The organism is Microcoleus sp. AT9b-C3 (assembly GCF_036705485.1).
GTDB lineage: Bacteria > Cyanobacteriota > Cyanobacteriia > Cyanobacteriales > Microcoleaceae > Microcoleus.
In genome coordinates this window covers 32,204-37,778 of sequence record NZ_JAUBUR010000051.1, presented here as the reverse complement: position 1 = coordinate 37,778, position 5,575 = coordinate 32,204, and the positions used below count along the sequence as shown (strand labels likewise).

Annotated in this window: 4 protein-coding genes and 1 pseudogene; 2 read left to right on the top strand and 3 right to left on the bottom strand. The window is 46.6% G+C overall.

What is annotated here, in order from left to right; translation table 11 throughout:
- Positions 1-314: 314 nt before the first annotated feature.
- Positions 315-533 (top strand): annotated as a pseudogene (locus QUB77_RS28640) (ISKra4 family transposase); the annotation flags it as partial.
- 59 nt (positions 534-592) lie between these two features.
- Here the strand turns inward: QUB77_RS28640 and QUB77_RS28635 are convergent.
- Together QUB77_RS28635 and QUB77_RS28630 are read right to left on the bottom strand one after the other, a co-directional pair.
- A complete protein-coding gene (locus QUB77_RS28635; RefSeq protein WP_333323631.1) occupies positions 593-1,780 on the bottom strand; it encodes a glycosyltransferase family 4 protein in 1,188 nt (395 codons plus the stop codon).
- 250 nt (positions 1,781-2,030) lie between these two features.
- Positions 2,031-3,755 (bottom strand): DUF2079 domain-containing protein, encoded by a 1,725-nt coding sequence (locus tag QUB77_RS28630; RefSeq protein WP_333323629.1) that lies wholly within the window; start codon positions 3,753-3,755, stop codon positions 2,031-2,033.
- Positions 3,756-3,808: 53 nt separating this feature from the next.
- Between QUB77_RS28630 and QUB77_RS28625 the strand changes: the two genes are divergently transcribed.
- Positions 3,809-5,047: a histidine kinase gene (locus QUB77_RS28625; RefSeq protein WP_333323627.1), complete on the top strand. Its 1,239-nt coding sequence runs from the start codon at positions 3,809-3,811 to the stop codon at positions 5,045-5,047.
- A 46-nt stretch (positions 5,048-5,093) separates the two neighbouring features.
- Here the strand turns inward: QUB77_RS28625 and mutT are convergent, their stop codons facing one another.
- Positions 5,094-5,498 carry an 8-oxo-dGTP diphosphatase MutT gene (mutT, locus tag QUB77_RS28620; protein WP_333323625.1) on the bottom strand — a complete coding sequence of 135 codons (405 nt, stop codon included), beginning with the start codon at positions 5,496-5,498 and terminating at the stop codon, positions 5,094-5,096.
- Between the last annotated feature and the right edge of the window lie 77 nt (positions 5,499-5,575).

The window sequence follows — 5,575 nt, the reverse complement described above, 5'->3', positions numbered from 1 at the left end:
TTTCAGCTCCGAGTTAACCATTTTTCTTCATTTTACATCATCTTGCATTTGTCTCACATTTATTTGAAATGACTATACTATGGTTTTTTTGCGCTTACCCGTTATTCATTGAATTAGGGATCGCTTCCACCAAAACCTAAACCACCCATAAAACCTCCACACCTCCAATATCTGAGTTGATTGATGAAGCGATACCTAGTCCACCGATACCAATTCCACCCAGATTTTTTGCTATTTCTAAGTTATTGAATTGAGTAACAATGCTAGTGGTAAGTCGCCGAGCCAACTCTTGAAACTCTTGTCGGATTGCCTAAAATTTTTGCAAGTATCTAGAAAAGCATCGCTATCGAATTGTTAACTATGAGCAATTATCACAAGACAAAATTTGTTCCATCGGTTCGGGAGCCGTGGAATCGACAGTCAAACAAATAGATAGAAGGTTGAGAATTTCTTTCTTCTCAATGGTAAAAAAAAATGTCAATCAAATGCTAAAACTTCGTTGTGCCTACCTCAACGACCTATACGCCATTTGAGGCTTTTGCAAAACCGGGATGATCCCCAGTCAACAGTCAACAGTCAACAGTCAGCATTCTTACCAATCAACCTCAGCCCTTTCCTGCACCACCCGTTCATAAACCCACTCGGTTTCTATCGCCAACTTCGGCCAACTAAACCGGCGTTCCAAATCCTGATAAGCATTGTCAACCAACCACTGCGCGTAACCCGGATTTTTGAGCACCTCCAAAATTCCCCAGGCCAAAGAATCCCGATTGTTTGCCTCAGTAACAACGCCTGTTTTAGTGTGCAGCACCACCTCTGGAAGTCCGCCCGCATCCGAAACCACCACAGGCACTCTTGCAGCAAAGCTTTCTAATGCTACAATCCCAAAAGGTTCGTAAAGACTGGGAAAAACCGCGCAGTCAGCCACCGTCTGAAATTTATCAAGATGTTCCTCAAACATGAACCCAGTAAAATAACACTTATTCCAAATTCCTAAATGCCAAGCTAAATGTTTGAGCTGGTCGGTATTGCCGCCGCCAACAATTACAATTTTTGCTTTACCCCCCATTTCCCAAATTACTTTAGGGGCCGCATTTAGAAATACACCAATACCTTTTTCATAGCTAATTCTTCCTACATAATAGACAATTTTTTCATCATCAGCAGCAAACCTGCGGCGGAAATCCATCGCGTCAAATTCGTGCCACTTGGGCTTTTTATCGGGTCTAATTCCGTTGTAAATTACCTCTATTTTGTTCCACGGAGTCGATAGTACCCGTTCGGCTTCTCGCCGCATATAATCACTGCAAACAATTACCCGCCAAGCGTTGTAAGCGAGGTCGTTTTCCTTGGCGTTTATGTAGCGCTGCCCCTCATTGTGGATGCCGTTGAAGCGCCCGTATTCGGTGGCGTGGATGGTGGCAATTAGCGGTACTTTAAAAGTATGCTTGAGGGCGATCGCCGCATCTCCCACTAACCAATCGTGAGCGTGGATGATATCAAAGGGGCCTTCCTCAAGCATTAGTTTGCCGCCTTGGTGGCCCATGCTTTGGTTGAGATTCGCCACCCAGTGAAAAAAATCCCTGGCGTGCCCCACCAACACCCGATGCACACGTATTCCTTCCACCACTTCGTACATCGGTGCGTGGCCGAACTCTACTGTAATTAAGTGTATTTCGTGGCCCAGCTTTACCAATTCAGGATACAGTTCCGATACGTGGCGGGCGATACCGCCTACGATTCTGGGAGGAAACTCCCATGCCAATACCAAAATTTTCATCTTTCTTCCTCCAAATAATTTATATAACTTAATGTTTAGGATTAACAGATTTATTGTAAAATGATCGGCCTCAAATTTGAGTCGATCGTAAGTTGATGCCCAATGCCTGACTTTTGGCAGCAACAAAGACAGAAAATCATGCCTAAACCTAGTTTTTGCATGAAACTGCTCGATCGCCATTACCTGAAAAAAACAGGTTTCCTCAAGATTTGAGCCACTGAGGGAAGCAATGGCGATCGCGCCTACCCGCTTACCGTTTCTTCAAAATCGGCTCCAATTCGCCGCGAAAACGGGTCCAAGCAGCAGCAGATGCAGAATTAGAAACAGCACCCTGACGCATCAAAATCGCGCCGTCTTCAAAGCCAACAATGCCGTACTCTCCAGATTTGGACATTCGATCGATCGCCGGTACGATCTCCCGCAACTGTCCCCGTTCCGCGCGAAACGCAGCCTGATACTGCAGCAACTGCCACATATCGGCAATTACATATTGCATCTTCACTGCCTTCCCCGCATCATTGCGGAGTTCAAACATCGGAAACCTGAGAATTTCCCGCCTGCTTGACAAAATCGGCACAATAGTATTCGTCGCTGCCACGCTAGCATCAGCAGGAATTTGAGCCAATAGCGGCCGCACTTGCAAAACGTGCTGCCATTGTCTGACGAGAGGAACCTGCACCCAAGGATCGATCGCATCGGGCAAAATCCAAGAAAAAGTCCGATTTGGGTTAGAAGTGAAGGTAAAAAATAACGACAAACAGATGCAAAACGCCCAAAAGCGGCGAAACTTTGAAGAAGAAGGCAGAGGAAATAAAGCAGAAGGAAAACGCAAAAACATTCTTTCCTCTCTCACCATTCTATCTTCTTCCTTTTGACGCTGGGCCCACCACAGAATTGCCCCATAAAAAAGCCCTGGAACCACAGTCATCGCATAGCGAATATTAATTGCCAGCACCGACTCTCCTTTCGCTAAAAATAGCTTCAGCAGCGGAAATCCAGCTATCATCCAAGATGCAGGCGCGAAAGCAGGAACCAAAGCTAATGGCAACCACTGGCCAAGCAGGTATCTAATCTTACCAAAAAACGGCGTAAATAACTGAGCCACCAACCGCCAGGGATTGCTCACCATTCCCCAAATAATTTCTAGAGTAGAAGCTTCATCTCCATCGGCATATTGACCGAAGCGCTCCATCATAAACCGCTGGGATATGTCAGCAGAAAACAAAGGCATAATCAGATTAGTTAGGACGATCATATAACCAAAACTGAGTATGCAGACCGCTAAACCAGTCCGAGGGTAGCGCCGACTCAAAATCAGGTAAACTCCGACGCCAAATAAAACAACTCCCCCATCTTCTCGCACGGCCAAAATTAAAGTTGCCAGAATCCCAAACAATGGCCACCAGCGCTTCTCCATAGCCAGCAGCAAGCTAAAGACATACAGCGGCATTTGACAAATATCGTGAAAATTACCCAAAGTCGGACCGATGACAGCGTTAGCGCAGTAATAGCTCACAACAATTGTCGCCGACAGCCTTGGTTCCAGATAGTGTCTGGCGAGAGCATAGAGCACTCCTCCCGCCGCCGTAATTAAAGTCACCTGCAACACAGTCAAAGTGACGGGCGAGGGAAACAGCGAGTAAATTGGCAGCCACAGCATCAGCGCCGGCGTGAAATGCTGCCCCAACCGGTAGTAAGATACTTCCGGGAGCTGATTTTGGTGAACCACATTAGTGGACAAAGCCGAAGAGAGGGAACTCTCAAACAAGTGACCCCGAGTGCCGTTCCAAAAAAGTTGATTGAAAATGCCTTGGTCGTAAGTAGCGTAAAAGCTGTAGTAGCGGTGCAGCGTCAGCAACAGGCACAGCACAAAAAAGGCGACCGCCACTTGAACCACCACCCCCAGCGACTCATTTTTCTTCCATCTCAAAAATATCATCTGCCCGCCTGTAATGAAATTATCGGACAATAGCATAAATCTAAAGTAAGTATTAAATTAAAGTAGAAGTGAAATAACTCGGCTCGGCAATGCTCAATTATTTTCACCCGATCGAAAAGCTCAACAGCGTCCATCCCACACCCGGCACCAGCGGCACTGACTGTTCTCCCGAACAGCCGGTCAATTCCGCACCGCTTTTACAGCTTTTGCTGTTTGTAGACAAGCGTTCCTCTTCCCGAGAACAGACCAGACACATCCGCAAGTCCCTAAAGGATTTCAAAGCAGACTGCGACTTTGAGCTTCAAATCATCGACGTAGGAGAACAGCCCGATTTAGCCGAACACTTTAAACTTGTAGCCACTCCCTCGCTGCTCAAAATTCATCCAGACCCGCGACAAACTCTCGCCGGCAGCAATTTAATCGCCCAACTCGAACACTGGTGGCCCCGCTGGAAGCGTTCTGTAGAGGAATACGCAGCTCAGCAACAGTCAGCCCCAGCACTTGCTGAAAGCCTGACTAACCCAAAACCACTCTATTCCGTTGCTTGCGCCGCCGAAATTGTGCAGCTTTCTGATGAAGTTTTTCGCCTCAAACAGGAAAAAGAACACCTGCAAGAGCAGTTGCAGTTGAAAGACCGGATTATTGCGATGCTAGCTCACGACTTGCGTAATCCCTTAACGGCAGCATCTTTGGCTTTGGAGACTTTGGAGTCAAGTCAGAAGGTGAAAGAGGGGGAAAAGTCGCGTTTGACACCGAGTCTGGCGGCTCATTTGATGAAACAAGCCCGCCGCCAAATCCAAATTGTCGATCGGATGATTACAGATATCCTGCAAGCAGCCCGGGGTACAAACGCTCAACTCCACATTGAACCAAAAAGAATCGAACTGGGGGAGATTTGTCAAGATGTAATAGGGCAATTTCAAGACAAATTTCAGGCGAAAAGTCTGAACTTAGAAACAGACATTCCTGCAGATTTGCCCTTGGTTTATGCCGATCCCGATCGCATCAAACAAGTCATAGTCAACCTGCTTGACAACGCCAGCAAGTACACCCCAGACCAAGGAACTGTTAATCTTTCCATTCTCCACCGCACCGCTTACAAAGTTCAAGTCAGCATTTGCAACAGCGGCCCGGGAATTCCTGAAGAAGATTGCGCGAGCATTTTTGAAGACAGCTTTCGCTTGCAGCGAGATAAATCAACAGACGGTTACGGCATTGGACTGTCTCTGTGTCAAGGCATCATCCGCGCCCACTACGGTCAAATTTGGGTAGACTCTGTACCCGATAGAGGCAGTTGTTTTCACTTTACTCTGCCCGTCCAAAAATAGTTGACAGTTGACAGTTGTCAGTAGCAACCGAGTTTGAGATTACAGCTCAAGTTTTCCGCAGTGCAGCAATAATCTGTGCGTTTGCCTTGGGAAAAGTAAATTGGTCAATTTCGTCAAGTGTCACCCAGCGAATTTCATCGCATTCGATCGTTTGCGGTTCCCCGCTGATGTGGCGGCAGTGGTGCACGTATAGTCTAACTGTAAATTTAGTGTAGTCGTGGTCAATTGTAATCAAGCGATCGCCTACTTCTACGACAATCCCCAACTCCTCCATAATTTCCCGTTTTATGCAAGCTTCGATTGTTTCCCCAGGCTCTATTTTTCCGCCCGGAAACTCCCAGAAACCCCCGTGCAGTCCATGTTGTCGGCGCTTGTCAATCAAAATTTGTTGGCGATCGTTCCAGATTGCAGCAACGCCGATAACTTTGTGGGCCAATGGAGGAAGAGACATATTAATTGGGAATTGGGTATTGGGAATTGGGTATTGGGAATTTAAGAATAATATCAATAATTATTCAATTATTTAAT

Excerpts from the sequence above, each read along its gene's own strand:
- QUB77_RS28635 (WP_333323631.1), bottom strand. The coding sequence starts at position 1,780 with ATGAAAATTTTGGTATTGGCATGGGAGTTTCCTCCCAGAATCGTAGGC.
- QUB77_RS28630 (WP_333323629.1), bottom strand. The coding sequence starts at position 3,755 with ATGCTATTGTCCGATAATTTCATTACAGGCGGGCAGATGATATTTTTG.
- QUB77_RS28625 (WP_333323627.1), top strand. The coding sequence starts at position 3,809 with ATGCTCAATTATTTTCACCCGATCGAAAAGCTCAACAGCGTCCATCCC.
- mutT (WP_333323625.1), bottom strand. The coding sequence starts at position 5,498 with ATGTCTCTTCCTCCATTGGCCCACAAAGTTATCGGCGTTGCTGCAATC.